The organism is Streptomyces sp. RLA131, from assembly GCF_056270125.1.
Window position 1 is genome coordinate 6,925,682 of the sequence record NZ_JBWDOQ010000002.1, and the last position, 24,952, is coordinate 6,950,633.

Annotated in this window: 24 protein-coding genes and 1 pseudogene; 11 read left to right on the top strand and 14 right to left on the bottom strand. The window is 71.5% G+C overall.

Annotated features, from left to right (window positions below; translation table 11 throughout):
- Positions 1–11 precede the first annotated feature (11 nt).
- From RWE79_RS32295 to RWE79_RS32320, 6 genes are read right to left on the bottom strand one after another with little or no spacing between them, the layout of a single operon-like run.
- Entirely contained in the window at positions 12–944 is a 933-nt protein-coding gene (locus RWE79_RS32295) for a fumarylacetoacetate hydrolase family protein (RefSeq protein ID WP_475943615.1), read from the bottom strand.
- Between the two features lie 12 nt (positions 945–956).
- The gene (locus tag RWE79_RS32300; protein WP_475943616.1) at positions 957–1,889 is read right to left on the bottom strand and encodes a VOC family protein; all 933 of its coding nucleotides are present in this window, start codon (positions 1,887–1,889) and stop codon (positions 957–959) included.
- A gap of 1 nt (position 1,890) precedes the next feature.
- Complete coding sequence (locus RWE79_RS32305; protein ID WP_475943617.1) at positions 1,891–2,922, bottom strand: amidohydrolase family protein; 1,032 nt, start codon at positions 2,920–2,922, stop codon at positions 1,891–1,893.
- Entirely contained in the window at positions 2,919–4,052 is a 1,134-nt protein-coding gene (locus RWE79_RS32310) for an FAD-dependent oxidoreductase (protein WP_475943618.1), read from the bottom strand. The genes RWE79_RS32305 and RWE79_RS32310 overlap by 4 nt, the downstream gene beginning before the upstream one ends.
- A gap of 24 nt (positions 4,053–4,076) precedes the next feature.
- The gene (locus RWE79_RS32315) at positions 4,077–5,057 is read right to left on the bottom strand and encodes a cyclase family protein (protein WP_475943619.1); all 981 of its coding nucleotides are present in this window, start codon (positions 5,055–5,057) and stop codon (positions 4,077–4,079) included.
- A complete protein-coding gene (locus tag RWE79_RS32320; RefSeq protein ID WP_475943620.1) occupies positions 5,054–6,037 on the bottom strand; it encodes a fumarylacetoacetate hydrolase family protein in 984 nt (327 codons plus the stop codon). Before RWE79_RS32320 ends, RWE79_RS32315 begins: the two co-directional genes overlap by 4 nt.
- Positions 6,038–6,144: 107 nt before the next feature.
- Between RWE79_RS32320 and RWE79_RS32325 the strand changes: the two genes are divergently transcribed.
- Together RWE79_RS32325 and RWE79_RS32330 are read left to right on the top strand one after the other, a co-directional pair.
- Complete coding sequence (locus RWE79_RS32325; protein WP_475943621.1) at positions 6,145–7,119, top strand: LysR family transcriptional regulator; 975 nt, start codon at positions 6,145–6,147, stop codon at positions 7,117–7,119.
- A 293-nt stretch (positions 7,120–7,412) separates the two neighbouring features.
- Positions 7,413–8,669 carry an MFS transporter gene (locus RWE79_RS32330; RefSeq protein WP_475943622.1) on the top strand — a complete coding sequence of 419 codons (1,257 nt, stop codon included), beginning with the start codon at positions 7,413–7,415 and terminating at the stop codon, positions 8,667–8,669.
- Here the strand turns inward: RWE79_RS32330 and RWE79_RS32335 are convergent.
- The 3 genes from RWE79_RS32335 to RWE79_RS32345 all read right to left on the bottom strand — a co-directional run bounded on the left by RWE79_RS32335 (position 8,636) and on the right by RWE79_RS32345 (position 10,266).
- Positions 8,636–8,782, bottom strand: coding sequence for a DUF6126 family protein (locus RWE79_RS32335; RefSeq protein ID WP_475943623.1), 147 nt, complete (start codon positions 8,780–8,782; stop codon positions 8,636–8,638). The two genes, RWE79_RS32330 and RWE79_RS32335, sit on opposite strands and share 34 nt — an antisense overlap.
- Positions 8,783–8,801: 19 nt before the next feature.
- Positions 8,802–9,452, bottom strand: coding sequence for a helix-turn-helix domain-containing protein (locus RWE79_RS32340; protein ID WP_475943624.1), 651 nt, complete (start codon positions 9,450–9,452; stop codon positions 8,802–8,804).
- 79 nt (positions 9,453–9,531) lie between these two features.
- Positions 9,532–10,266, bottom strand: a complete 735-nt coding sequence (locus tag RWE79_RS32345) for a class I SAM-dependent methyltransferase (RefSeq protein WP_475943625.1) — start codon at positions 10,264–10,266, stop codon at positions 9,532–9,534.
- A 188-nt stretch (positions 10,267–10,454) separates the two neighbouring features.
- On the opposite strand from RWE79_RS32345, the gene RWE79_RS32350 reads away from it, so the two are divergent.
- Positions 10,455–10,601, top strand: coding sequence for a DUF6126 family protein (locus RWE79_RS32350; RefSeq protein ID WP_475943626.1), 147 nt, complete (start codon positions 10,455–10,457; stop codon positions 10,599–10,601).
- 3 nt (positions 10,602–10,604) lie between these two features.
- Here the strand turns inward: RWE79_RS32350 and RWE79_RS32355 are convergent, their stop codons facing one another.
- Together RWE79_RS32355 and RWE79_RS32360 are read right to left on the bottom strand one after the other, a co-directional pair.
- On the bottom strand, positions 10,605–12,575 hold the full coding sequence (locus tag RWE79_RS32355; protein WP_475943627.1) for a PAS domain S-box protein: 1,971 nt from the start codon (positions 12,573–12,575) through the stop codon (positions 10,605–10,607).
- Positions 12,576–12,761: 186 nt separating this feature from the next.
- Positions 12,762–14,027 (bottom strand): GAF domain-containing protein, encoded by a 1,266-nt coding sequence (locus RWE79_RS32360; protein ID WP_475943628.1) that lies wholly within the window; start codon positions 14,025–14,027, stop codon positions 12,762–12,764.
- Positions 14,028–14,258: 231 nt separating this feature from the next.
- Between RWE79_RS32360 and exaC the strand changes: the two genes are divergently transcribed.
- Positions 14,259–15,782 carry an acetaldehyde dehydrogenase ExaC gene (exaC, locus tag RWE79_RS32365; RefSeq protein WP_475943629.1) on the top strand — a complete coding sequence of 508 codons (1,524 nt, stop codon included), beginning with the start codon at positions 14,259–14,261 and terminating at the stop codon, positions 15,780–15,782.
- A 147-nt stretch (positions 15,783–15,929) separates the two neighbouring features.
- On the opposite strand, the gene RWE79_RS32370 is transcribed toward exaC, so the two are convergent.
- The gene (locus RWE79_RS32370; RefSeq protein ID WP_475943630.1) at positions 15,930–16,832 is read right to left on the bottom strand and encodes a pentapeptide repeat-containing protein; all 903 of its coding nucleotides are present in this window, start codon (positions 16,830–16,832) and stop codon (positions 15,930–15,932) included.
- A 484-nt stretch (positions 16,833–17,316) separates the two neighbouring features.
- Between RWE79_RS32370 and RWE79_RS32375 the strand changes: the two genes are divergently transcribed.
- Entirely contained in the window at positions 17,317–18,090 is a 774-nt protein-coding gene (locus RWE79_RS32375; protein WP_475943631.1) for a hypothetical protein, read from the top strand.
- Positions 18,091–18,140: 50 nt separating this feature from the next.
- Here RWE79_RS32375 and RWE79_RS32380 read toward each other — a convergent pair whose 3' ends face one another.
- Positions 18,141–19,028, bottom strand: coding sequence for a recombinase family protein (locus RWE79_RS32380; protein ID WP_475943632.1), 888 nt, complete (start codon positions 19,026–19,028; stop codon positions 18,141–18,143).
- A 428-nt stretch (positions 19,029–19,456) separates the two neighbouring features.
- Here RWE79_RS32380 and RWE79_RS32385 point away from each other — a divergent pair, with 428 nt between their 5' ends.
- Positions 19,457–19,876, top strand: a complete 420-nt coding sequence (locus tag RWE79_RS32385) for a hypothetical protein (RefSeq protein ID WP_475943633.1) — start codon at positions 19,457–19,459, stop codon at positions 19,874–19,876.
- A gap of 10 nt (positions 19,877–19,886) precedes the next feature.
- On the opposite strand, the pseudogene RWE79_RS32390 reads toward RWE79_RS32385, so the two are convergent.
- Positions 19,887–20,271, bottom strand: a pseudogene (locus tag RWE79_RS32390) (transposase); the annotation flags it as partial.
- A 405-nt stretch (positions 20,272–20,676) separates the two neighbouring features.
- On the opposite strand from RWE79_RS32390, the gene RWE79_RS32395 reads away from it, so the two are divergent.
- The 5 genes from RWE79_RS32395 to RWE79_RS32415 all read left to right on the top strand — a co-directional run bounded on the left by RWE79_RS32395 (position 20,677) and on the right by RWE79_RS32415 (position 24,947).
- The gene (locus RWE79_RS32395) at positions 20,677–21,519 is read left to right on the top strand and encodes an alpha/beta fold hydrolase (protein WP_475943634.1); all 843 of its coding nucleotides are present in this window, start codon (positions 20,677–20,679) and stop codon (positions 21,517–21,519) included.
- Positions 21,520–21,748: 229 nt separating this feature from the next.
- Entirely contained in the window at positions 21,749–22,810 is a 1,062-nt protein-coding gene (locus tag RWE79_RS32400) for an alkene reductase (protein ID WP_475943635.1), read from the top strand.
- Between the two features lie 10 nt (positions 22,811–22,820).
- Positions 22,821–23,300, top strand: a complete 480-nt coding sequence (locus RWE79_RS32405) for a MarR family winged helix-turn-helix transcriptional regulator (protein WP_475943636.1) — start codon at positions 22,821–22,823, stop codon at positions 23,298–23,300.
- Between the two features lie 257 nt (positions 23,301–23,557).
- Positions 23,558–24,478 carry an SDR family oxidoreductase gene (locus RWE79_RS32410; RefSeq protein WP_475943637.1) on the top strand — a complete coding sequence of 307 codons (921 nt, stop codon included), beginning with the start codon at positions 23,558–23,560 and terminating at the stop codon, positions 24,476–24,478.
- Between the two features lie 76 nt (positions 24,479–24,554).
- Positions 24,555–24,947, top strand: coding sequence for an MmcQ/YjbR family DNA-binding protein (locus RWE79_RS32415; RefSeq protein ID WP_475943638.1), 393 nt, complete (start codon positions 24,555–24,557; stop codon positions 24,945–24,947).
- The last annotated feature ends 5 nt before the right edge of the window (positions 24,948–24,952 follow it).

Sequence of the window (24,952 nt, forward strand, 5' to 3'; positions counted from 1 at the left end):
GCGACGACCTCTCAGGGGCGCGGTCGCGGCCGCTTGCGGGCGCGCGGCAGGACCACCGGGGAGGCCCCGGCGACAACGGTGTTGGAGACCGTGCCCAGGCCCTCGACGGTGAGGGTGACGGTGTCGCCAGGCTCCAGCGGCGGCGGGTCGTGGCGGCCGCGCAGGCCCCACAGTTCGCCCAGGCAGCCGCCGTTGCCGCAGGTGCCGGAGCCGAGGACGTCGCCGGGACGGACCACGGTGCCCCGGGAGGCGTAGGCGGTCATCTCCTCGAAGGTCCAGCTCATGTTGGACAGCAGATCCCGGCCCACGACCTCACCGTTGATCTCGGCGGTCAGCGCGAGCCGCAGGAATCCCTCGCTGTCGCGGTACGGTTCCAGCTCGTCGGCGGTGACGAGATACGGGCCGAGCGTGGTGGCGGTGTCCTTGCCCTTGCAGGGGCCCAGGCCGACCCGCATCTCGCGGGACTGGAGGTCGCGGGCGGACCAGTCGTTGAGCACGGTGTAGCCGATGATGTGGTCGCGGGCCTGCTCCGGCGTCAGGTCGCGGCCCTCTCGGCCGATGACGGCGGCGACTTCGAGCTCGAAGTCCAGCACCCGGCAGCCGGGCGGCACGGGTACGTCGTCGTGGGCGCCGATGACCGCGTAAGGGTTGGTGAAGTAGAACGTCGGCGCGTCGTACCAGGCGTCCGGGACCCCGGCGGCCCCGTCGACACTGCGGCGTACGCCCTCGACATGCTCCTCGAAGGTGACGAAGTCCCTTACGGTGGGCGGCTGGAGCGGCGGCAGCAGCCGTACCTCCGTCAGCGGGACGGAGGGCCCGTGGGCGGTGGCCGGCAGGTGCGGGGCGTCGAGCGGGCCGGTTCCGTCGGGCAGCGGTGCGATCCGCTCCCCGGTGACGACCCCGGTGTGCCGGCGGCCCGCGTGCTCGTAAGTGGCGATGCGCATGGGGGGCGGTCCTTACACCGGCGGGGCGACGAAGACGCCGCGGTCGACGTCGTTGAACGACTCCCTGGCGACCAGTTCGTTCATCGGGTTGGCGGTGCCCCACTGGTCGGTGACCTCGGGCCGCGAGAAGTCGTAGACGTGCGGGTGCCAGGTGTCCTCGTCCAGCTCCTCCAGCTCGGTGGTGTACTCCACGGTGTTGCCGTGCGGGTCGAGGAAGTACGTGAAGGTGTTGTCGCCCGCCATGTGCCGGCCCGGACCCCAGATCTTGCGCACACCGGCCCGCAGTACACGGCCGGTGCCGCGCATGTACTCGTCGAGGCCGCGCAGCTCGAAGGAGATGTGGTGCAGCGAGGTGTGCGGGCCCCTGGAGATGGCCATGCTGTGGTGCTGGGAGCTGATCCGCATGAAGTGCATCACCTCGCCCATGTGCGGGGAGCTGAGGGTGTCGGAGAGCCGGAAGCCGAGGTGCCGCTCGTACCACTGGCGGGTGCGGTCCAGGTCGGGGGAGTTGAGGACGACGTGGGACAGCCGGACCGGCACCGACTCCTTCTCCTCGATCCGGCGGTGCCGCCGGGCGGCCACGTCGGCGGAGACCTCGATGGTGCGGCCGTCGACGTCGAAGAAACGGAAGCCGTAGCCGCCGCCGGGGGTGTCGAGCGTCCCGGGCCGGGAGATCAGCGTCACGCCGTCCGCGAGCAGCCGCTCGGCGAGGGTGTCGACGTCGGCCGCGTTCGCCGCCCCGTACGAGACGAGGTCGAGCCGCTTCTCGTCGGCCTCGCGCAGCCGCACGATGTACTGCTCGGGGCTGCCCTCGGCGGCGAGGAAGGAGATCCCGGAGTCCTCGGCGGCACGGGTCAGGCCCCAGACACCGGAGTAGAAGTCCAGCTGCTTTTCGTAGTCGGGCACGGCGAGGTCCACGTGCCGCAGATGGGTGAGCACAGGCATGTCAGAGGTCCTTCCGGAGGAGCAGGGCGGCGGCGGTCGCACCGCGTACGGCGTGGAAGTCGGGGTCGGGCAGGGCGGCGGCGCGCAGGGCGGCCAGCGGGTCCCCGGTGCCCATGTCGAAGGGGAAGTCGGAGCCCAGCAGTACGCGGTCCTGGCCGGCCGCGCGCAGCAGCTCGCGCAGCACGTGCGGGTCGTGGACCAGGGAGTCGAAGTACAGGCGGCGCAGATAGCTGCTGGGCTCGTGCGCGCAGCCCCGGGTATCGGGGCGGGCCCGCCAGGCGTGGTCGGAGCGGCCGATGTGGGTGGGCAGGTAGCCGCCGCCGTGGGCCGCGATCAGGGTCAGTGCCGGGTGGCGGTCCAGGACGCCGGAGAAGATCAGGTGCGACAGCGCCACCGCGTTCTCGGTGGGCTGGCCGACGGTGTTGGACAGGTACCAGCGGTCCAGGCGCTCGTCGAGCGTGCAGCCGAAGGGATGCAGGAAGAGCACCGCGCCGGTCTCCTCGGCCCGGGTCCAGAAGGGCTCGTACGCCGGGTCGGAGAGCTCGCGGCCGGGGGCGTGCGAGGAGATCTCCACGCCCAGCAGCCCCTGCGCGAGGGCGTGGTCCAGTGCCTCCACGGCCGCCGCCGGATGCTGGAGCGGCACCAGGCCGAGGCCGAGCAGCCGGCCGGGGGCCTGTGCGCAGTGCGCGGCGGTGCCGGTGTTGGCGGTCTCCCAGACGGTGCGGGCCAGTTTCTCGTCCGCCCAGTAGTGGTAGTGCGACGGGGACGGCGACACCAGCTGGACGTCCACCCCGGCGGCGTCCATGGCCGCCAGCCGGACCGTGACGTCGGTCAGCCGCGGGATGCGCTCGCGCACCATCGGGCCGCTGACCGCCAGTGCCTCGGCGCCGTTGCGCAGGGCGTCCAGGGCCCGGGCGGCGGCGAGCCCCGGCGCCGGGGCGACGGCCTCCTCCACCCCGGGGAGCAGCACATGCGCGTGCACGTCGATCGTCGGGGCGGCTGCGGCTGCGGCGGTGCCGTCGGCGGCGCTCACGGGCGCTCGCCCAGTACGGCCATGGTGCGGCCGATCAGACCCGGCACGTCGGCGTCCCGCACCCCGTCGATCAGCCACCGGCCGAGCTGTACGGAGGCGTCCACCACCATGCGCACGCGGGGTATGCGGCGTGCGTGATAGGCGGTGAGCGCCTCCTCCACATCGCCGCCTGCGGTGAGCAGTTCGGCCAGGACCCAGGCGTCCTCCAGGGACATCGCCGCGCCCTGCGCGAGGGTGGGCGGGCAGGCGTGGGCCGCGTCGCCGACGAGGACGACCCGGCCGCGGTGCCAGGGGCCCTCCACCAGGTGCCGGTCGAACCAGGTGTAGTTGACCTGCGCGGGGTCGGTGATCGACGCCCGGATCTCGTCCCAGACGCCGCCGTACCCCGCGGCCAGCCGCCGCATCTCGTCGGCGTACGTGGCGGGGTCGATGCCCGCCCGGTCCCGCTTGGGTTCGACCAGGTAGGCGTAGAGGGTGTCCTCGCCGGTGGGGCAGTAGCCCGCGATGTAGCAGGGGCCGCCGTAGGCGAGGTCGGTGCGCCTGACGCCGCTGGGGCGCGGTGCGGCGGTGCGCCAGATGCCCATGCCGGTGGGCTCGGGACGGTCGGTGACGCCGATCAGGGCGCGGGTTGCGGAGTTCAGGCCGTCGGCGGCGACCACCAGCCCGTAGCGGCGGCCGGTGCCGTCACTGAAGCGGACGTCGACCCCCTCGGCGTCCTGGTCCAGGCTCTCCACGGTGCGGCCGAGGCGGATGCCGGCGCCGCTGTCGCGAACGGCGTCGATGAGGATGCGCTGGAGCTGCGGGCGCTGCATGCCGACAGTGGCCGGCAGATCGGCGCCGCCGGTGCGGACGTCGTCCTGGACGTGCAGGACGGTGCCGTCGGGGGCGATCAGGCCGAGCGCGTCGAAGCCGAATCCGTGCTCCTCCACCCGTTCCCAGACGCCGAGTTCGCGCAGCACCCGCAGCGCGTTGCCCTGGAGGGTGATGCCGGAACCGTAGACGTTCCAGTCGGCCTTGGCCTCGATGATGTCGACGGCGATACCGGCCCTGCGCAGCAGGATCGTCAGGGCGTTGCCGGCGGTGCCGCCGCCGACGACGAGTACGGGGCCGGCGCTGGTGGTGTCGGTCATGGGGGAACTCCTTCGTCCCGGGCGTTACTTGACGGCGATCGGATTGACCGGCGACCCCACGGCCCCGGTGATCGGCAGCGGGGCGGCGGTCAGCCAGAACGCGTACCGGCCGTCCGCCGCGCAGTGCCGGGCCAGGGCGTCCAGGTCCCACATCTCGCCGATGAGCAGGCCCATGTTGGGGATGGCCACCTGGTGCAGCGGCTGGAAGGCGTGGTCGAACTCGTTGGGCCGGACCTCGAAGCCCCAGGTGTCGGTGGCGATCGCGGCGATCTCGGTGCGGTGCAGCCACCCCGCCGTGGTGAAGCTCAGCCCGGGGGCCGGGCCGCCCGCGTAGTCGCCCCAGCCCTCGCGGCGGGCGCGGGCCAGCCGTCCGGTGCGCACTATGACGATGTCGCCGCGGCCGACGGTCACCCCGTGGGCCGCGGCGGTGGCCGTCAGATGCTCCTCGGTGATGGCGAAGCCGTCCGGGAGTTCGCCGCCCGTGCCGTCCGTGCCGTCCGTGCCGCCGACGACGAGCCCGACGTCGAGCAGCACCCCGCGCCCGGCGACATGCGGCGCCATGTGCTCGATGCCGGTCACCAGGTCGCCGTCGGAGGTGACGACCTGCTCGGCCGGGCGGCCGTTCCAGGCCTTGCCGTGGTCGAAGATGTGGCCGAGGCCGTCCCACTGGGTGGAGCACTGCAGGGGCATCGCGATGACGTCGTCGGCGCCGCCGATGCCGTGCGGGAAGCCCTGGTTGCCCAGGGCGGCGTCGGTACCGGTGTCGAGCATGGTGTGGACGGGGTTGGTGCGCCGCCGCCAGCCCTTCTGCGGGCCGTCCATGTCGAAGGACTGGGAGAGGGAGAAGCTGACGCCCTGGCGGATGAGCGCGGCCGCCTCCCGGCGCTTGCCGGCGTCCAGGAAGTTCAGGGTGCCCAGCACGTCGTCCTCGCCCCAGCGGCCCCAGTTGGAGTACGCGGCGGCAGCGGCGGCGATCGCGCCCTCGGGATCCGTACGGTCGATCACCGGGCCTCCTCCGCCACACAGCGGGTGCGCTGGACGCCGAGCCCGGTGACCGAGCCCTCCATGACGTCGCCGTCGCGCAGCAGGCGCCCCCAGTGCATGCCGTTGCCGGCCGGGCTGCCGGTCAGGACCAGGTCGCCGGGGAGCAGCCGGGCCGTCCGGGAAACGTACGAGACCATACGGGCGACGCCGAAGATCATGTCCTTGGTGGACTCGTCCTGCATGGTGTCGCCGTTGAGCCGCAGCGTCACCTGGAGGTCCGAGGTGTCGCCCACCGACTCCGCCGGGACCAGCCACGGGCCCAGCGGGGTGAAGCCGGGGGCGTTCTTGGAGCGCAGCCAGTCGGTGCCGATGGCGGGCATGTCACGGCGGAAGACGCCGGCCCGGTCGGTCAGGTCGTTGGCGATGGTGTAGCCCGCGACGTACTCCAGCGCCTCCTCGACCGTGACCTGGTGGGCGGGCCGGCCGATGACGGCGGTCAGCTCCAGCTCCCAGTCGGGCTTGGCGGCCCAGGAGGGCAGGACCACGTCCTCGTACGGCCCGGCGATCGTGGTCGGCAGCCCGATGAAGACGTACGGCAGGTCCTCGGCGGCCCGCCGGTCCATGATCGCGGCGATCTCGGCCCGTGCCTGCTCCTCGGTGCGCGGGTCGTCGGGGGAGCGGTGGGCGATCTCCAGGTCGATCACATGCTGCCGGTAGTTGGCGCCCGACTGGAAGATCTGCCGGGGCTCGACGGGGGCGTGCACCCGCAGGTCCTCCAGCGGCCGCCAGTCGTCCGCCCGCGAGGCCCGGTCCGCCGCGAGGGCACGCAGCCGGGGCAGTTCCTCGTCCCAGCGCTCCAGCAGGGCGCGGGTGGTCGTGCCGAGGCCGAGCACCTCGCCCTCGGGGACCACCAGCCCGGCGAACGGGTCATGGCCGGGGGCGGAGAAGGTGCCGAGGGCGAAGGGGCCGGCGAACAGCGGCGTGTTGGCTGCGGGTTTCACGGAGATGTCCTCACGGTTGCGGTGGGACTACCCTGGCCTCCCGCCCTGGGATCAGGGAAATCGATTCTGTGGATCAGGGTCATCCACGTGGTGAATGAAGGTCGCGTATGAACCTGGCCAGCCTGGACCTCAACCTCGTCGTCGCCCTGCGCGCGCTGCTGGAGGAACGCAACGTCACCCGCGCCGGGCAGCGCATCGGCCTCAGCCAGCCGGCCATGAGCGCCGCCCTGGCCCGGCTGCGCCGCCACTTCGACGACGACCTGCTCTCCCGGTCCGGCGGCCGCTACGAGCTCACCGCCCTCGGCCTCGCCCTGCTCGACCGCACTGCCACCGCCTGTGACCTGCTGGAACGCGTCTTCACCAGCCAGGCCGACTTCGACCCCGCCCAGGAGGAGCACGAGTTCACCCTGCTCGCCTCCGACTACGCGGTCACCGTCTTCGGCGCCGAACTGGCCCGCACCGTCCACGCCGAGGCCCCCGGCATCCGGCTCGGCTTCCGCCAGACCCCGGGCGGCGTCACCGAGGACACCACCGCCCTGCTGAGCGCCGCCGACGGCCTGCTCATCCCGCACGGCATCATCAGCGACGTCCCGGCCGTCGAACTCTTCCGGGACCGCTGGGTCTTCCTGGTCGCCGACGACAACTCCGAGGTCGGCGACGAACTCACCCTCGCCGACCTGGCACGGCTGCCGTGGGTGACCTACCAGCGCACCTACGACGCCCCCGCCGTACGCCAGTTGAGCATGCTCGGCATCGAACCCCGGGTGGAGGTGTCGGCCGACGGCTTCCTGGTGCTGCCGTTCCTGGTCGCCGGGACCCGCCGGATCGCCCTGGTCCAGGAACTGCTCGCCGAGCGGCTGCGCGGCGTGGCCGCCGTACGGATCATGGAGCCGCCGTTCGACGCCGTCCCGCTCCAGGAGGCCATGTGGTGGCACCCGGTGCACACCCACGACGCGGCGCACATCTGGCTCCGGGAGACGGCGGCGCGGGTGGGCGCACGGGTCGGAGCGGCGTCCGGCGCGAGCACGGCCGGCCGGGGCGCGGCGGGGGAGGGCGCGGCCGCTGAGGGCGCGGCCGGCTGAGGGCTGTGGCGAGGAGCGTTCACCGGACCGGGGGCACCTCCCAGCGGTAGCCGGGGGCGCTGGGGCGGGGCCGGGGCGTTGCGGCCGGGGCGTTGCTGACGTCATCCACGGCAGGGATGATCCGGATCCGGGATATCGATCGGGCCGAGGCTGGTCAACGGGCGGCCGCGGGCACATAGTCGTCCCCAGCCGCTCCGCGCGGCAGCTCCCAGCAGTTCCTCGCAGTATCGCCCCGCGCCCCTGGTCCTGGTGGGCCGCGCCGCACCTCCCTCCTCGCCACGTGGAGTTCCCGCATGCCCACTTCCGTGCTCCCGGCCGGAGCGGCCGCCCCGGCGGTCCCCGCCGCGCACCCCCGGCTCCGCGTCGCCCTGCTCATGGCCGGCAGCTGCCTGCCGATCCTGGGCGCCGTCCTGATCGCCCCCGTACTGCCCCGCATGCAGGACCACTTCGACGGCGTCCCCGGCGCCGAGGTCCTGGTGCCGATGGCGCTCACCGTGCCGGCCCTGGCGCTGGCCCTGCTGGCGCCCTTCGCGGGCGTCGTCGTCGACCGGCTCGGCCGCAAGCGGCTGCTGGTGGCCGCCACCGTGCTCTACGCGCTGTTCGGCACCGCCCCGCTGTGGCTGGACTCGCTGGGCGCCATCGTCGCCAGCCGGGCCCTGGTCGGCATCGCCGAGGCCGCCATCATGACCTGCTGCACCACCCTGATCGGCGACTACTACACCGGCCGCGTACGGGACCGCTACCTCGCCCTCCAGACCATGTGCGCCTCCGCCTCGGCCACCGCGTTCTTCGTGATCGGCGGCGTGGCCGGCTCGGCCGGCTGGCGGGCGCCCTTCTGGATCTACGCGATCAGCCTGCTGCTCGCCCCCGCCATGGCCCTCGTCCTGCCCCGCCCCACGGCGGTCACCCCCGCCGGGACCGCCCCGGATCAGTACCCGGACCGGCCCTTCCCCTGGCGGCCGCTGGCCGGGACCTGCGTGCTGACCGCCTTCGGCGCCATGGTCTTCTACACCGTGCCCGTGGAGATGTCCTATCTGCTGGACGACCTGGGCGTGACGGCCACCGGCGTGATCGGACTGGCCACCGCCGTCGCCAGCGCCGCCACCGTGGCCGGCGCCATCCTCTTCACCCGGCTGCGCCGGGGCGCGGAGGCCTGGCTGCCCGCCGTCCTCGCCCTGTGCGCCGCCGGGTTCGCGGTCATGTGCTTCGCCGGCGGCACCGCGCTGCTCGTCACCGGCGCCGTCATCAACTGCCTGGGCACCGGCATCCTCCTGCCGTCCCTGCTCACCCGCGCCATGGCCCGCCTGGACTACGCCGACCGGGGCCGGGGCACCGGCCTGTGGACCGCGTCCTTCTTCCTCGGCGAGTTCGTCTGCCCCCTGGTGCTGCTCGCCGTCGCCTCCCTGGCCGGAAGCCTGGCGGCCGCCGTCGGCCTGCTCGGCCTGGCCGCCGCACTGGTCGCCGCCGTACTGCTGCTGACGGCCCGTGGCCGGGCGTCAGGCGCCCGGCGACCGCGTCAGCGGCCCGCTCCCAGCGAGAAGAGGAGGTAGAGGAAGGCGGCGAAGATGTGGCCCGCGAACAGGTAGATGGCCAGCCTGATCATCAGGCCGAGCGGGGCCTTGGCCTCGGTGTGCCGGGGTGCGGGATTCTGTCCTTCGGTCATGACACGGTCTCCTGGGGTCTCAGCGCCGCAGGGCCGCGCCGCCGCCGAGACACAGGTCGGCGGTGGGGCTCTGCAGCAGGGTGTGGATGAACAGCAGATCCGCGCCGGAGGGCGTCACGGCGCCGATGCGGTGCGGGGTGAGTGAGTCGAAGTGGGCACTGTCGCCCGGGTCGAGAAAGTGCTCGGTCTCGCCGAGGAACAGCCGCAGCCGCCCCTCCAGCACGTACAGCCACTCCTCGCCCGGGTGCACGCGGACCAGGCGGTCCTGGCTGCCGCCGTACGGGACGTGCAGCCGGAGCGTCTGCATACCGCGTCCGGGGCTGCCGGCCTGCCAGTACGTCCAGCCGTCGGCCTCCCGGGCGCCGGGGCCGCCGGCCCGTACGATCGGATCGGGAACGGGGGCGGTCTCGCCGAGCAGCGCGGAGACCGTCGTACCGTAGATACGGGCCAGGGCGAGCAGCATCGGAAGGGACGGCTGGCGCAGGCCGGTCTCCAGGCGGGACAGATGCGCCGGGGAGAGCCCGGCGCGGCCGGCGGCGGCCTCCAGGGTGAGGCGCGCGTGACGGCGCAGCTCGCGCAGCTGCGGGGCGACGGAGGGCAGCTCGGCGGCGGGCGGCTCGGTGGCGGCCGGCTCGCCGGCGGGGGTGCCGGGGCGGGGAGCAGGGCTCATGTTCTCGATTGAGCCAGAGCCTTCCCCGTGAGGCAAATTTATTGCCCCATGGGCAAGAACCCGGAGTGGGCCCGCCGGATCAGCGGGACTCCCGGGTCGCCACCACCAGCCGGCAGCGGGGGCTGCCGTCGGGAAGGCGCCCGAGTCCGGGCAGCGCGTGCGTCTCGACGGAGAAACCGGTGCCGCGCAGCGCCCGCGTCATCGTCGAGAGCCGGACCGCGCGGTAGTACATGACGAAGGGCGGGCGCCACAGCACGTTGCGCACCCGCATGACGGAGTCGAAGCCCAGCAGCGTCCAGTAGCCGCGCGAACCGGGGCGGGCCGGCGCCGCCAGCGGGAAGGCGAACCGGCCGCCGGGCCGCAGGACCGAGTGCACCTGCGCGAACAGCGCGGGCTGCTCCCGGGGCAGGAAGTGGCCGAAGGCGCCGAAACTCACCACCAGGTCGAAGACCGGGCCGAACGGCAGAGCGCGGGCGTCGGCCCGCACCCAGCCGGCACGGAGCGGCCCCGCCCCGGCGGCAGGACGCTCCCGGGCGACGGAGAGCATCCCGGCGCTCAGGTCGACGCCGGTGATCCGGTCCCGGCACACCTGCCCCAGCACACCCATGCCCGCGCCGGTGCCGCAGCACAGATCGAGGCCGGACCCGAACGGGCCGAGGGGACGCAGCACACGCGTCACGGGATCGAGCACCTGGTCCGGCGTGCGGAAGGGGGTGTGGTCGAACTTCGGGGCCAGCAGGTCGTAGCCGCGCTCGACGGAGGACATCGCCTGCACGGCGAGTTCACGGAGACTGGGTCCCTGGGCGGTGAACATCACGTCTCAGCGTAGTGCCGAGGCCGCCGGTATTTCAGCGTTCCCCCCGGGCTCGCGCACCCCCAGGAGCCGGGCGGGGGCAGGAGATCGGCCCCGCCGAACGGGGTGACGACGGCGTACGGGCCGCGCCGCGGCGCGCAGGCGCGGCCGCCGGACCGGCCGCCGGACCGGGGGCCTAGGGTTGACCCATGAGCGGCGGCGGCAAGGACGTGAGTACCGACCGGTACAAACAGAAGGCCGTACTGCTGCGCGTCATGATCTACATCTTCGCGACGCATCTGTTCGCCGGCTTCGTCATGCTGCTGTTCTTCCTGGGCCGGCACGCGGACAAATGAGCCTCAGCCGCCGCGAGTCCCGGGCGCGCCAAGCGCCCCGGGCGTCCCGGATGCCTCTGGTGCCTCTGGTGCCTCTGGTGCCTCTGGTGCCTCTGGCGCCCCTGGTGCCCCTGGTGTCACGCGCAGGGTGAACCAGACCGTCTTCCCGCTGGTGGTGGGCCGGGTGCCCCAGGCCTCGCCGATGGCGTCGACGAGCAGCAGCCCCCGCCCCGACTCGTCGGCGAGGTCGGCCGGCCGGCGCTGCGGGATATGGGTGCTGCGGTCGGTGACCTCGACGGCGACGTCCTGGGCCGTGAGGTGCAGGCGCAGCCCCAGCGGGCCCTGGGCGTGCCGCACGGCGTTGGTGAGGACCTCGGAGGCCAGCAGACAGGCCGCGTCGACAGCGCCGTCGCAGCCCCAGCCGCGGAGCGTGTCGCGGACGAAACCACGGCCCGCGGCGATGGCGGCGGGCTCCGCGGCCACCTCGGTGGCCGCGGCGGCCAGCGGGGCCTGGGGCAGCCGGGCCAGCAGCAGGGTGACGTCGTCGGCGTGGCCGTCGGCGTCGGGACGGAGTGCCTCCAGCACCATGTCGGCGGCCTCCTCCAGCCCGGGGGAGCGGGTGAAGGCGGCGCTCAGCTCGTCGCTGAGTTCGCCGAGCCGGCGGTCCAGGTCGGAGCGCGGGGTCTCCACCAGCCCGTCGGTGTACAGCACCAGGGTCGATCCCGCCGGCACCGGGATCCGGGCCTGCTGGTGCGGTACGTCACCGACCCCGAGCGGCACGCTCACCGGCACCGGCAGCGGCCGTACGGAGGCGTCGGGATCCACCAGCAGGACCGGCAGATGCCCGGCCGAACAGGCCGTCACCTCGCCCGCGTCCGGGTCGACCACCAGATAGCAGCAGGTCACCAACTGGTCGGGCAGATCGGTGGTGAAGGCGTCCAGGGCCTGCATCAGCTGGCTCGGCGGCATCCCGGTCTTGGCCAGCGCCCGCGCCGCCGAGCGCAGTTGTCCCATCACCGCCGCCGCTTCCAGGCCGCGCCCCATCACGTCGCCGATCAGCACGCCCACCGGTCCGCCGCCCAGCGGGACCAGGTCGAACCAGTCGCCGCCCACCCCGTTGCCCTGGGTGGCGGGGAAGTAGCGGCTGGCGGTCTGCATGCCGGGCAGTTCGGGCGGCGAACCCATGAGGCTGCGCTGCAGGGTCAGGGCGATGTGGCGCTGCTGCTGGTACAGCTCGGTCAGCTTCTCCTCGGCCCGCTTCAGGTCCGCGATGTCCCGCACGATCGAACAGGCGCCGACGATGTCGCCGTCCTGGCCCCGGATCGGCCACAGCGTGATGTCGACGTCGAGCAGGTCGCCGCCGCTGGTGACCCGGAAGGTCTCGAAGTGCTCGATCCGCTCACCCCGGGCCAGCCGCTCCAGCAGCACGGTGATCTCTTCCTTGAGCTCGGCGGGGGCCAGCAGCGACACATGGCTGCCGATGACCTCCTCGGACGTGTAGCCGTACAGGCGCTGCGCCGCCGCGTTCCAGTAGGTGATCCGGCCGTCCAGGGTCTTGGCGAGGATGGCGTCCTGCGAGGACTCCACCAGCACCGCCAGCTCGTTGATCCGCGCCTCTGCGGCCTTGCGGTCGCTCACGTCGCGCACGGCGGCGGAGACCAGCAGGCCCTCCGTGGTCTGCAGCGGGCTGAGGCTGATCTCGACCGGGAACTCCCGGCCGTCCTTGCGCAGCCCGTACAGGTCGAGCCCGGCCCCCATGGGGCGCACCTGCTGGTTGGCGGTGTAGCCGCGCCGGTGGCCGGCGTGCCGGTCGCGGAAGCGGTGCGGGACCAGTACGTCGACGGGGCAGCCCAGCAACTCCTGCCGGGAGTAGCCGAACAGGGACTCCGTCTGGGCGTTGACCAGCAGGATGGTGCCGGAGTCGTCGACGATGACCATCGCGTCCGGCGCGGCCTCCAGCAGGGCCCGGAACATCTCCTCGGCGGCGCTGCGCATCGGGCCTCCCCTGTCCGTCCGCGCGGAGTGGGCGCGGTATGTGCGGACGTTATGGCCCTGCGGCGGCAAGGTTCGGGCAAAGCGCCAAAAGCGACTTGTATCGTACGGAAATGCCCTTTCGGTGACCTGCTGTGTCCTTCTGCTGTCACCGCGCTGCTGTCACCGCACTGCCGTCACGCACTGCCGTCACCACAGGGCGCGGTCCAGCCGCGCCCGCAGCACCAGCCGCCGCGACGAACCCGGCGGCAGGGCGTCCACGGCCGCCTGGAGGATCTCCATGTCGTCCTGGTTCTCCGGGCGTTCCAGCCACTCCACCAGCAGCGCCGGATCGGCGTGATGGCGCAGTGTCCGGCGCAGTTCGCAGGCCAGTTCCTCGCGCGTCCCGGCTACGGACGGGGCCCGCGAGGCCGGCAGCAGCGGGCCCGGATAGGCGGCGAGGGCCCGGCGGTGCGCGCCACGGGCCAGCAGGGCGTGGACCTCGCCCGCGTCGGTGGTGACGGGCAGCAGCAGACGGTACGGGCGCGAGCCCAGCAGCCCCGGGCCGAGCAGCCGCCGCAGCCGCGACATCTCGGCGCGCACCGTGACCCCGGCCGACTCCTCCTCGTGGAGCCGTACCGCCAGGGCGTCCGCGCTCAGGCCGCGCGGATGCAGCGCGAGCAGCAGCACGATCTCGGAGTGGCGCGGGCTCAGATCGAGCGTGCCGTACGGCGAGACGAACCGGGCCCGGTCACGGCCCAGCACCTCCAGCCGGGCGCCGCCGGCCCGCCGGACGGGCGGCAGCCGCCGGCGCAGCCGCAGCAGCCGCAGCTCGGCCTCGGCCGCCGCGACGGTGGCCCGCACCAGGGCCAGGGCGTGCGGGGCGGCGATGTGGTCGCCGCCGGTCAGGTCGAGTACGCCGATGATCGACCCGGTGTCGGGGTCGCGCACCGGGGCGGCCGAGCAGCTCCAGGGGTGGACGGGACGGCTGAAGTGCTCACCGGCGTAGATCTGGAGCGGCTGGCCGAGGGCCAGGGCCGTGCCCGGCGCGTTGGTGCCGGCGGCCTCCTCGGTCCAGACGGCGCCCTCGGTGAAGCCGATGCGCTCGGCGGCGGCGGCGAGCGAGGGGGAGCCCTCGACCCACAGCAGCCGGGCCCGGGCGTCGCCGACGGCCACCAACTGGTCGTTGTCCTGGGCCGTTTCGACCAGCAGGCTGCGGATGACCGGCAGCACCGCGGCCAGCGGGTGGCTCTCGCGGTAGTCACGCAGCTCCGGCCCGTCCATGCGGGGGCCGGCCCGCATCGCCTCGGGGTCGACGCCCCGGCTGCGCGAGCGCTGCCACGAGTCGCGCACCACGTCCCGTACGGGCCGCCCGGCCTGCCCGGTGGCCAGGAACTCCTCATGGGCGCGTGCCACATCCCGGCGCAGCAGATCCGGGTCTGTTCCCGGCGGCCAGGCCGCGTACGAGACAGTCATGGTCGGCCCCCAGCGGCGGGAGGGTCGGATACGGGTGCGGCCGAGTCTAGGCGGGCGGCCACGCCGCCGACAGGGGCCGGACGTCCCCGCCCCCGCCCGTCCCCGCCCGTCCCCGCCCGGCCCGCGCCCGGCCACGCCCCGGCCGCAACCTGGCTGCAACCCTGCGCCGCCTAGCGTCCGCAGCACGCCGCCCGTGATGGCGCGGGCGGCCCGTCGATGGGAGGCCGCCCCATGTCCCGTTACGTCAGCCCCGGTTCCGAAGGCGCGATCATGTCGTACCTGCCCCGCTACGACCACTGGATCGGCGGCGAGTACGTCGCGCCGGCCCTGGGCCGGTACTTCGAGAACCCCACGCCCGTCACCGGAGCGCCCTTCACCGAGGTCGCCCGGGGCACCGCCGAGGACGTCGAACGGGCCCTGGACGCCGCCCACGCCGCCGCCCCCGCCTGGGGCCGCACCCCGGTCGCCGAACGCGCCGGGGTGCTCGGCCGGATCGCCGACCGGATGGAACAGCACCTGGAGCAACTCGCGGTCGCCGAGAGCTGGGAGAACGGCAAGCCGGTCCGCGAGACCCTGGCCGCCGACATCCCGCTGGCCATCGACCACTTCCGCTACTTCGCCGGGGTCGTACGCGCCCAGGAGGGCGGCCTCGCCGAACTGGACGAGGACACCGTCGCGTACCACTTCCACGAGCCGCTGGGCGTGGTCGCCCAGATCATCCCGTGGAACTTCCCGATCCTCATGGCCGCCTGGAAACTCGCCCCCGCCCTGGCGGCCGGCAACGCCGTGGTCATCAAGCCCGCCGAGCAGACCCCGGTCTCCCTGCACTACTGGATGAGCCTGATCGCCGACCTGCTGCCGCCGGGCGTGATCAACATCATCAACGGCTTCGGCCCGGAGGCCGGCAAGCCGCTCGCCTCCAGCCCCAGGGTCGCCAAGGTCGCCTTCACCGGCGAGACCACCACCGGCCGGCTGATCATGCAGTACGCCGCCGAGAACCTGAAGCCGGTCACCCTGGAGCTGGGCGGCAAGAGCCCCAACCTCTTCTTCGACGACGTCTCGTCGGCCGACGACGACTTCTACGACAAGGCGCTGGAGGGCTTCACCATGTTCGCCCTCAACCAGGGGGAGGTGTGCACCTGTCCGTCCCGCGCCCTGATCCAGCGGGGCCACTACCGGGACTTCCTGGACGCGGCGATCACCCGCACCGAGAAGATCGTCCAGGGCCACCCGCTCGACCCCGCCACCATGATCGGCGCCCAGGCCTCCAGCGACCAGCTGGACAAGATCGTGTCCTACTTCGGCATCGGCCGCGAGGAGGGCGCCAAGGTCCTCACCGGCGGCGACCGCGCCGACCTCGGCGGCGACCTCGCCGGCGGCTACTACGTACGGCCCACCATCCTGGAGGGCGCCAACCACATGCGGGTCTTCCAGGAGGAGATCTTCGGCCCGGTCGTCGCCGTCACCGGGTTCGACGGCTTCGACGACGCCATGACCACCGCCAACGACACGCTGTACGGCCTCGGCGCCGGCGTGTGGACCCGCGACGGCAACACCGCCTACCGCGCGGGCCGCGCCATCCAGGCCGGCCGGGTCTGGACCAACTGCTACCACGCCTACCCGGCCCACGCCGCCTTCGGCGGCTACAAGGGCTCCGGCATCGGCCGCGAGAACCACAAGATGATGCTGGACCACTACCAGCAGACCAAGAACCTCCTGGTCAGCTACTCCGCGAAGAAGCTCGGCTTCTTCTAGCCACCCACGCGAAGGGCGCCTGCCCCGGCCCCGCCGGCACCGATGCCCGTCAGGCGCCCTTCGCGGTACGAGCACGCCCGGCCCCCGGGTGCGGCTTGTCGGCCCGAAGCCGGGCCGACGGAACTTTCCATCTGCGTCGGGCCCACGTTATTCGTGGTGACCGGCCACGATCCTCGCCTGCACTCTCGGGTCGTCAGCGACCGACGAGGGTAGCTTCGTGGTCTCGTCGAAAAAAGCGGTGAGGACCTGATCCACCGTGATATCGGTACCTGTGAAGTTCGCGCCCCGCAGGTCGGCATTGGTGAGGTCGACGCTGTACGCGAGGGAATCAGAGCCCAAGTCGAAGAAGGGGCCGAGACGTGCGCCGCGTAAGTCGGCGCCCCGCAGGTCCGCGTTGTGAAAATCGGCTCGCAGAATCACACCGGCCAAGTCCGCTTCCTGTAGATCGGCGCCCCGCAAGTCCGCGCCGGTGAAGTCCGCTTGGAGTTTGGAACCATGCAGCTTCGCATCGCGAAGGTCGGCATGCCGCAGGTCAGCCGCTACCAGGGACGCGAACAGCAGGTTGGCTCCGCGCCAGGTGGTGTTGTTCAGGTGAGCGCCGTTCAGGTTGGCGTGCGTTGGATCATCGTGCCAATCGAAGGAGCGGGCGGCCAGGTCGGCGCCGCTCAGGTCCGCACCGTGAAAGTCCAGCAGCGCCACGCCGTCCCGCTGCCCGGCAGTGTTTCGGAAACAGGCAGCACGCAACGCGGCGGTGACATCGGTGGACAGATCCCTCGCGGGCATGTGCTTGGACGATCTCACCTTGGCGGTGTGCGTGCGCACGTAGGCGGAGAGCACATTGATGATCGTCGGCTGATCTCGTGCCGAATCCTGCATGATGCGCTGGAGGGCGTAGACGCCACCGAGGCGCACGTCGGCAGAGTCGCTTCCGAGGTTCTCGACGGCGGCGTTGTACCGGTCGGTGATCTGCCCCTCGCGGGTTATGGCCTGCTCATCGCGGACCTGGGTGATCGAGACCCATGTGAACGCGGCAACAGCCAGCGTGGTCATGGCCGCGAGGAGACCGACGGTCCGCTCAGCACGATTCCACCAACTGGCAGCCGAACCGCCGGTTTCCTCAGTCGGGCGACGTACGCCCAGGAGTGCCGCGACTGCCCGGACCCGGCCGGTCGCCCGGCCGCGTTGCCCGGGGCGCCGTGCTCCCAGCGGTGCGGTCACCCGCCGACGCGACGTCGCGCGTCTCCGCCCTGCTATGCGCCGAAGCTGATCCACGCGTGCCCCTGGCCGGGGCATTCCACTCGTCATGGAAACATTCGACCGAATAGCCCGCCGCCGCGCCGGGTTATGGCGAAAAGCCCTGCCCCTGCGAAGTGGTGACGGCAGCCCCGGTCCAGGGTCGGCACCTGGGGTGCAGAGTGGGACGACTGCCACTATATTGGCGTCTTCTGCCGGGGGGTGGACATGGTGTCGCATGAGGCGACGGCGAAGAGCCGGTCCGTCCCGGGGCCGGTCCGCAGCCGCAGGGGGTACCGCCATGGACGATCAGGAGATGCGCCGCCGGGCCGAGGCTCTGCGCGCACTGGGGCAACAGCGAGAGGCCGCGCTTGACGCAAAGCGTGTTGCGGCAGATGCCACTGAGGCGGAATTCCGCGAGGGAGTGCGGGACTTCGCCGACTTGGCCGCGCGGCGACTGTCGGCCGCCGGCGTGCCGACCATCCAGGCCCAGCAGGCACCGCCTCCGGTCGAGCCGCAAGAGCGCCGCTCCTGGCAGCGGCCGACCTGGCGGGACAGACTGACGGAAGCGTGGCGCGGCCCTGAGGCGTGGCGCGACCCTGAAGCGGCTCAACAGCCGCCTGCTCCCGAAACCGTGTGGGGATGGCGCATCCCCATCCTCCACCCCGTCACAGGCCAGCGGACCGACCACGGCTACATGTTCGAGATCGCGCGATACGAGCGAGGTGACGTATCCGGCCGTGCCACATGGTTCCTCGTCGTCTTCCTCACCGTGGACGGACGCCTGTGCTTCGCCGCCCAGTCCATCGACGCGAAAGGGTCGCCCCTGCTGTACAGCTTTGACCGGGACGTTCACTGGGTGCACACCTACGCGGGCAAAGAGGTCGGTTCCTTTCAACGCGCCGAGGTCGCGCTGGCGCTGGGATTCCTGCGTGACTCGGAGAAGGAATGGCAGGTGGGGCGCGAACAAGCCCAGGTCCCTCTGTACGAAACAGCGGAGCACAACGACCGCGTCGGCGATGGACTGCTCGTCGGATGGCACGCGGCGCTGGATGAACTGATCCAACCCCGCTGATCAGGCGTCGTTGTCCTAGCTCAGACACCAGCCGCAAAGTAGCGGGGTGATCACGTGCTCGCCGCCGTGGCGGCCTGTTCGTCGTGTTCATGCAGCATCCGCATGACGGTGGCGGGCGAGGGGTGCTTGCCCCTCTTCGCGCCCGTGGTGATGACGAGCCGCTTGGCGATGTCGCGCAGGCTCATCTCCTGGTCGCGTAGGTGAAGGGCCATGGACAGCATGGACTCGTCGGTGACGCCCGCGCCGCCGATGGTCTTGCCGCGCTTGCGGGCGGACTCGTGGCCTTCGAGGGTGCGGTCGCGGATGTACTCGCGCTCCATGCCGGACATCGCCGCCAGCACCGTAAACACGATGCCAGACGGGTCGTGCGAGCCCTTCAGCTCCCCGGTGAGGAACTCCAGCCCGACATCGCTCGCCTTCAGCTCCTCGGCGAGCATGGCGAGTTCGATACCGCGGCCGAGCCGTTTGTGCTCGTGGACGACCAGGGTCACCGCGACGCCGGAGGGGCGGATCTCCCCGGCAAGCTTCACGGCGGCCTCCAGCTCGGGGCGCCGGGTGGCGCGGGTGGAGATCTTCTCCGAGAAGACGCGCGTCACCCCGGCCTCGGCCAGTGAGTCGAGCTGCGCGTCGAGGGACTGCCGGGCGGTAGAGGCGCGGGCGTACCCGAGGCGGACGTGCCCGACGGGTTCGGCGCCGGCGCTGACGGGCCGGGGCAGCTCGGTCCACACCGACCCCGGCTTGCGTACGGCGGGGGTCGGCACGCTGAGCGCCTTGGCGAGTTGGGGCACGAGGCGGAAGCGCGCGGTGTGGTACTGGATGGCCACTCTGCCTTTCCCGGTCCGGCACGGGGAGCCCGCGGGGGCGGCGCAGGTGGACATCGGGCAGGCGTGCGATTCCACGCGCTTGAAATTGTCGTTCACGATCCCGGAGCGTTTCATGAGGGTGTTTCAGGCGTCCAGTCGGTTGCAACAACTCATGAAACGTGATCGCCGCAGGTGGGCCTCTGGGCAACGGGGTGTTTCATGGGCGACCACCTATGAAACGCTTTCATCATCCTGGCCATGCCACCTGTCCCGCCTCAAGATCAACTCATTGCCCCACTGACTCCCATCTCGGCGATACCCCGGCTACGCCGGGGTCGTCGCGTTCGTTTACGTGGTCGGCCACGCAAGTGGTCGGCGCACCCCGAAGCGAGTCGAGGTGGCCACCTCGCCCCCGCGTCCGCGAATACTTGGCTAGCCACATGATTGCTGCTACGTTAGTCATGTGGCCAGCCACACTTTCTCTTGAACTTCCCCCGCAGAACTGAGGAGACCCCATGGGTGTGCCATCAGAGGGGGCCATATTGCCTTGGAGGAGCGACCCCATGTCCCACAAGAACTCTCAAGTGAAGCCTCCGATCAATCAACGCGTGCTGACCCTCGGCATCACCTCTGATGCGCTTTCGCCGGACGATTTTCCGCCGGGGGTTGCGACGCACGAGGAGTTGCTCGCCATGAGGAAGCGCAGCTGGGCTGCGCTCCGGGCCACAGGCATCGACGGCGAGGAGGGCTATGTCAGCCTGGACCCCGACGAGGCTGAGGCCGAGCTGCGTCGACTGTTCGACGGGCACACCTTCGGGGTGGTGCTCATCGGCGGCGGCATCAAGAATGTCCCGGAGTACACCGTCCTGTTCGAACGGATCGTCAACGTGCTCATCGACCTCCAGCCCGACATCCGGTTGAGCTTCAGCTCGCATCCAACGAACGTGCCCGAGGCGCTGCAACGCTGGCTTAAGAGGTCCTGACAAAGACATCTCACGGAGCTAGGCGTTGGACGTGGCGGTGAGTGATGAGGCAGGTGGCGAGGCCGAGGAAGGCTTCGTGGATGTCGTCGCGTCATTCCCAGCGGATCCGCAGCCGGCGGAAGCCGTGCAGCCAGGCGATCGTCCGCTCGACCACATACCGGAAGATGCCCGGGCCGCTGCCGTGTTGCCCGCCTCGTTCGGCAATGACCGGGCGGATACCGCGGGCCCAGAGCAGACGCCTACTTGTCGTGGTCGTAGCCACGGTCTGCCAGCAGCGCGTCAGGCCGGTGTCTGGGGCGGCCGACGGCACCGGCCACGGCCGGGACCTTGTCCAGCAGCGGCAGCAACTGCGTGACGTCGTTGCGGTTTCCGCCGGTCAGCGACACCGCGAGCGGGTGCTCCACCTATTTCCACTGCCCGTCCAACGGTAGGCCCCGCAGGCGCACCCCCGCCCCGCCGACGCTGATCCGCCCGTGCGAACGGCTCGAACACATCGCCGCGAAGTCCTCCAGTCCGCACCGGACTTCAGGTGTCACACACCGGTCAATGACACAGCCCCTCGGCCAAAAACGTTACCGACAAACGAACCCTCCCAAGCCTTGCCTCAAGTGCGCCAAGCCTTGAACAGGCGGGTGGGGTGTCGAACGCATCAACGGTTGAATCTCGGTGACACCCCTCCCGCATGCGCCGCCCCGCACAGCGGGAGCTCCCACCGCAGAAATGATCAGCCCGAGGAGGAACGACCGTGATCACGGAACGATCGAGTTCCTCAATGGAGATCACCCGAGTAGGAGCAACACATGCTTGAAGGATTCGAAGACCGTTATGCCGACGTGAACGGCACCCGCCTCCACTACGTCATCGGCGGCGAAGGCGAGCCGCTGGTCCTCATGGACGGGTTTCCGCGCACCTGGCACGGCCTCCACAAGATCATGACCCCACTGGCCAAACACTTCCGGGTCATCGCCGTTGATTACCGCGGTCAGGGAGAGTCGGACAAGCCCGAGGGCGGCTACGACAAGAAGACCATGGCGAAGGACATCTACGAACTGGTCCGCGGCCTGGGCCACGAGCAGGTGAACATCGCCGGTGCTGACATCGGTGCGATGGTCGCCTACAGCTTCGCCGCCAACTATCCGCAGGCCACCAAGAAGCTCGCCCTGTGGGAAGGCGCACCCTTCTCGCAGGCATTCCAGGGCTTCGCCAAGCCGTTCCCCGGGCCCGGTGATCTGAACCTGTGGATATACCCGTTGAGCCAGGCCGAGGGACTGCCCGCCAAGCTTCTCGCGGGGCGGTTTCGGCACGTGATCGACTGGTCGGCCGAACACCTCGCACTGCACCCGGAACGGATCAGCGAGGAGAGCCGGGTCATCTACACCCGAGCCTACGACACCCCCGAGGCGCTGACCGCGGGTTTCGGCGTATTCCATACCTTCCACCAGGATGTGGCGGACAACGACTCATATCCCCCGCTGGAGATGCCCGTCCTGGCCATCGCCCATGGGGACGCCGGCTTCATGCGGCCAATGATGGAAGGCAAGGCCAACGACATCCGCTACAGCGGCATCGAGGACAGCGGCCACTTCGTCGCGGAGGAGCAGCCGGAGGCCCTGGTAGCCGAACTGGAAAAGTTCTTCGGCTGACTACCCACGAGCGGCTTGAGTCGCAAGCTTCCAGAGCCGGCAAGCTCGCCACCGTCACCGCCTACCCGCTCGGCCAGGCGGCCACGGCCCAGCAGGTCAGCGACGGCGGGCACGTGCGGGGCAAGCTCGTCCTGACCGTCGACTGAGCACGCCCGCCCACCGCCTCCCCACGACCACCCGCTGCCTCTACGGTGACCGGCCGGTCACCGCCATATCGAAGGACCCCCTCATGCTGAACGCCCTGTGGACACCGACCACTCTTGGCGGCATATCTCTGCCGCACCGCCTGGTCATGGCCCCCATGACCCGTGACCGCTCCACACCCGAAGGCGTACCGACCGAGCTGAACGCCGAGTACTACGCCCAGCGGGCCTCGCATGCGCTCGTCATCACCGAGGGAACCCAGCCCTCCGCCGACGGCCAGGGCTACCTCCTGACCCCCGGCGTCCACAATGACGAGCAGATCGCCGGGTGGCGCAAGGTCACCGACGCCGTGCACGCGGCCGACGGCCGGATCGTCATCCAGCTGATGCACACCGGACGCATCGCCCACCCCGACAACACCCCCCACGGCCGCCGGCCGGTCGCCCCTTCGGCGATCCGGCCGCAGGGCATGATGTTCACCGCGTCCGGGCCCCAGGAGATGCCGACCCCCCGTGCTCTGTCGACGCAGGAGGTCGCGGCGACCGTCGAGGACTTCCGCCGCGCCGCAGCGGCCGCCGTCGCGGCCGGCGCCGACGGCGTGGAGATCCACGGCGCCAACGGCTACCTGCTGCACCAGTTCCTGTCCGACAACACCAATCAGCGCACCGATGGCTACGGCGGCTCGATCGAGGGCCGCATCCGCTTCGCCGTCGAGGTCGCCGCCGCGGTGGCCGACGAGATCGGCGCCGAGCGCACCGGTATCCGTATCTCCCCCGCCAACCCCTACAACGACATCGCCGAGTCCGACACCGCCGAGCTCTATCCGGCGCTCCTGGACGCCCTGCGCCCCCTGGACCTGGCCTACCTCCACGTGATGCACGCGGGCGACGAGGAGCTGCTGGGCACCCTGCGCGCGCTGTGGCCGACCACGCTGATCCTCAACCGGGGCGGCACCGACCTGCCCGCCCGCGCCAAGGACATCGACAACGGCACGGCCGACCTCGTCTCCGTCGGCGCCCTCGCGCTCGCCAACCCGGACCTGGTCGAGCGGCTCCGCGCCGGCGCGCCGCTGAACACCCCCGACCCGGCGACCTTCTACGGCGGCGGAGTGGCCGGCTACACCGACTACCCCACCCACACCGGCTGAGGAACGAACCATGCCCACCCCCGAACCCCGCATCCCCACGACGGCCGGCGCAGGACCGATGAGCTACGCGATCTTCCAACTCGCCCGCGCCCACCGCGCCTACGCCGCCACCCTGCTGCGCGCGATGGACCTGCATCCCGGACAGGAACTGCTGCTGATGCAGCTCTTGGACCGGGACGGCCAGACCCAGTCCGAGCTGCTCGACAGCGTCGGCCTGGACCACTCCACCGTCTCCAAGGCGCTACGCCGCATGCAGGACGGCGGCCTGGTCATCCGCGAGCCGGCCGCACATGACCGGCGCGTCATGGTGGTCCACCTCACCGACAAGGGCCGTGCCATGCGCGAACCCATCGCAGCCCTGTGGCAGGCCCTGGAGGAGACCTCGGCCCGGAATCTGTCGGAGCAGCAGGCGGAGTCCTTCGTCGAGACCGCGTACGCCATCACCAAGGCGATCAGCAGCCGCGCGCTGCCGGAAGAAGAGTCCGCGTGACTCCCCGGTGTGCACCCCACGCAGCCTGGGGTGCACACCGTCCCGCATGCGGCGCGACCACCTCCAGGTCGGCCCTATCACCCATCCCGTCCCGGCTGCCTTCAAACGCGGCACGTTCCAGCGGCGAGGCGCACTGCGGATCCGCCCCCACGGCCCGCCACCATTAGTCCTCCGGCACGCAGGCGCCTATCTCTGCAGCCACCTCTCCCCCGCTCACCAAGCCCCTCGCTGATCACCTGACGGAAAGTGAGACCCTCATGCCTGCCACCGACTCAACGATCCTCCCGGTCCTCGTCGTCGGGGCGACCGGCTCCCTGGGGAGCAAGGTCGTCGACGAACTCCTGGCGCGCGGCAAGAACGTCCGCGCCCTGGTGAGGCCGGCCAGCGACGCCGGCCGGCTCGAAAGCCGGGGCGTTCAGATCGCCCGCGGCGACATGCTCAACGTCGACTCGCTCGTGGCAGCCATGAACGGCGCCGACGCCGTCATCACCACCGCCGCCGGCTACACCCGCGGCGGCAAGAACGCCAACGACATCGACACCATCGGCAACGCCAACCTCGCCGAGGCCGCCCACCGCACCGGCATCCGGCGGTTCGTCCTGACCAGCATCCTCACCAGCGACCAGACGCCCGATGTCCCGCACTTCTGGCACAAGAAGCTCGCCGAGGACAAGCTCGAACAGCTCGGCGTCCCCTTCCTCGCCCTGCGCCCGGGGGCGTTCCTCGACCAGGTCGCGAGCATGGCGGGCGACCCGGTCGACAAGGGCCGCATGGTGTGGATCGGCAAGGCCACCGTCCCGCTGACCTTCGTCCACACCTCCGATCTCGCGGCGTACCTGGCAGCCGCGGTCGACGCCGAGGCCGAGGCCGGTGAGCGGATCGACATCGGTTGGGACCGTCCGGTCAGCATGCGCGAGGTCGCCGACGTGATGGGCAGCCGGGCCGGAAAGAAGATCAAGGTGTGGGCCGTCCCGTCCGCCGTCGCCCGCGCCGCAGGAGCCGTCGCCGGCCGCTTCATGCCCCTGATCAAGGACATGGCCGCGATGTTCCGCTGGTTCGAGACCGGACGCTACGTCGCCGACCCCCGCCGCCAGGAGCAGCTGTTCGGCCCCGTCCCCACGGCCGAGGAGGCCCTCGCCCGGTTCACCGACGAGCTGCGCACCACACAGCACCGGTGACAGACCCGCGTCCCATTCTCGCCGCCGAGCAGCCCGTCGACCCGCACACCTACGGCACCAGCACGCGGGCGGCTCGGTGAGCCCGGCCGGTGACCGCCTCCAGGACACCGGCCGCCAGGCGGCCCTCGCCCTCCCCGACGTCAGCCACGGCCGCCCCTTCACCCCCGGACTCGACGTGTACAAGGTCGCGGACAAGGTGTTCCTGATCGTCACCGACGACCCGGACGAACAGATCATCACGGTCAAGTGCGAGCCCGAGCACGCGCGGGCACTGGAGCGCGGCTACGCCTCGATCACCCCGGGCCGCTATCTCGACAAGAGGCACTGGATCTCGCTGGGGCCCGGGCGGGGCATCACGAAGCGGCTGATCAACGATGCGGTCGAGCACTCCTACGACCTGGTCGTCGACGGTCTGCCACAGAGCGAGCGCCCGCCGCGAGCCCCTGGCCCGGACGCGGCCGTCAGGTGAACGTT